Raw genomic sequence first — 2,375 nt, 5'->3', positions numbered from 1 at the left:
GGTCCCGCGACCACCTCGCGGGCACTGGGCGTGCAGCCGCGCGGCGTGGAGGTGCTGCTGCGGCTGGGCGCGCTGGGCGACCTGCCGGGGCTGGTGATCCCGCTGCGCGAGGTGCGGATGCACAGCGAGGGCAGGCTGGTGTCGGTGATGCCGATGGCGCGCATGGCACAGGCGTCGGGGCGCGCGCCGCTGCTGGTGTCCCAGGTGGAGGTGGAGGCGTCGCTGCGGGAGCGGCTGGCCGCGCTGGGCGGCGCGCCGGAGTGGGGCGTGGAGCTGCTGGACTGCGCGCAGGACGCCTCCGGGGTGACCGCGCTGCTGCGCGACGGCGGCGGTGAGCGGCGGGTGCGGGCGGACTGGGTGGTCGGGTGCGACGGCGCGCGCAGCCTGGTGCGGGAGCTGGCGGGCATCGGGTTCCCCGGCGAGCAGGTGGCCGAGCACTTCCTGATCGCCGACGTGCGCGCGGACTGGGCGGTGGACCGGGGCGTGATGGGCAGCTGGACGCGCGGGCGCGACATGGTCAGCGTGTGCCCGCTTCCCGGCGAGGACCGGTGGCGGCTCATGGGCCCCGCGCCCGCCGGGACGGCCGGGCGGCTGCGCGACGACGAGGTGCGGGAGCTGGTGCTGCGCCAGCTCGCGCGCTGCACGCCGCACCCCGCCGAGGCGATCACGCGGGTGGAGTGGCTGTCGTCGTTCCGGATCCACCGCAGGCTCGCCGAGGCGCACCGCCGGGGCAGGCTGCTGCTGGCCGGGGACGCCGCCGCGATCCACCACCCGTTCGGCGGGCAGGGCATGAACACCGGGCTGGGCGACGCGGAGAACCTGGCGTGGAAGCTGGCGCTGGTGGCGAGCGGGCGGGCCGGGCAGGAGCTGCTGGACACCTACGCGGCCGAGCGCAGGCCCGTCGCGGAGGGGGTGCTCTCGGGGACCGGGGTGACCACCGGCCTGGTCGCGGCTGACAACCCGCTGGTGGCGCTGGTGCGGGACCGGGTGGTGATGCCGCTGCTGAACACCCGGCTCGCGCAGGGGTTCCTGTGGCGCAGGGCCTCCCAGCTGGGGGTCGGGTACCGGCACGGGCCGCTGGCCGCTCCGGGCGCCCGGCGGGGATCGGGGCCCGTGCCCGGTGACCGGGTGCCCGACCTGGCGTGCCACGACGGGGGCGGGCGGACGACGCTGCACGTGGCGCTGCGCGGCCGGTGGGCGGTGCTGGCGCCGGACGGGGTGGGCGGGTCGACCGTGGAAGCGGTGCGGGGGCTGCTCGGCGTGGACGCCGTGGTGGGGCTGGCGCCGGTGGCGGGCGGGTTGGCGGAGGTGCTGCTGGTGCGGCCGGACGGGCACCTGGCGTGGCGCGGGCGGCCGGACCCCGAGGGGGTCGCGGCGTGGCTGGGGTCGGCGCTGAGCCTGGTCGGGGAGGGGGCGCTGCGATGAGCCTCCCAGCGGACTCACCACCGCCGGGGCCGGTGGAGATGCCCGACGAGAGCTGGACGTCGCTGGGCAACGCGGGGGCGCGGGCGCAGGAGTCCGCGCGGGCCGACCGGTTGTTCGACGACCCGCTGGCGCGGGCGTTCCTGGACGCGGCGGGGACGGGGAACCCGCTGCTGCCCGACCGGGGCGGCGGTGATCCGGGGCTGCTCGGGCAGATCGCGGACGTCATCGTGGTCAAGACGGTGTTCTTCGACGCGGTGCTGGCGCGGGCGGCGGCGGCCGGGGTGCGGCAGGTGGTGCTGCTGGCCGCCGGGTTGGACGCCCGCGCGTTCCGGCTGCCCTGGCCCGAGGGGGTGGTGGTGTTCGAGGTGGACCTGCCGGACGTGCTGGGGTTCAAGGAGCGCGTGGTGCGGGAGGTCGGGGCGGTGCCCTCGTGCGACCGGCGGGTCGTCGCGGCGGACCTGCGCTCGGACTGGGTGGCCGCGCTGGTCGCCGCCGGGCTGGACCGGGAGGCCCCGGTGGCCTGGCTGGCGGAGGGCGCGCTGGGGCTGCTGGACGAGGCCGGGTGCGAGGCGCTGATGGCGGCGGTGCTCGGGGCGTCCTCGGCGGGGAGCCGGTTCGCGCTCGACCACACCCACGACGGGTGGAAGGCCGGGGAGGCGCTGGGCGGGTACCTGGAGGGGACCGGGGTCTGCTTGGCCGACCTGGTGAAGGGGGGTCCGCGGGAGCCGGGTGGGGCGTGGTTGGCGCGGCACGGGTGGCGGGTGGCGGAGTACGACGTCGTGGCGGAGGCGGCACGGCACGGGCGGCCCGCGCCGACCCTGTTCCGGGCGCTGGAGCGGCGGGCGAACGCGACGATCCTGTTCGAGGCCGAACTGGGGTAGGCGAGAGCTGGGGTAGGCGAGCGGGAGGCGGGCCGGGCGGGGGCGAGCCGGGCGGGACAAAGCCAGGTT

2 protein-coding genes are annotated in these 2,375 nt (G+C 77.9%); both read left to right on the top strand.

Translation table 11 applies throughout. The features are described from left to right. On the top strand, nt 1-1,425 hold a 1,425-nt coding region (locus ACTUAL_RS15305; RefSeq protein ID WP_440900726.1), incomplete at its 5' end, for an FAD-dependent monooxygenase. Further along, complete coding sequence (locus ACTUAL_RS15300; protein WP_440900725.1) at nt 1,422-2,306, top strand: class I SAM-dependent methyltransferase; 885 nt, start codon at nt 1,422-1,424, stop codon at nt 2,304-2,306. The genes ACTUAL_RS15305 and ACTUAL_RS15300, both read left to right, overlap by 4 nt. Nucleotides 2,307-2,375 lie beyond the last annotated feature (69 nt).

The sequence above is a fragment of the Actinosynnema sp. genome, assembly GCF_052038725.1.
Note: the sequence above shows the minus strand (reverse complement) of the source record. Positions and strands in the feature narration are given on the sequence as shown.

Excerpts from the sequence above, each read along its gene's own strand:
- ACTUAL_RS15300 (WP_440900725.1), top strand. The coding sequence starts at position 1,422 with ATGAGCCTCCCAGCGGACTCACCACCGCCGGGGCCGGTGGAGATGCCC.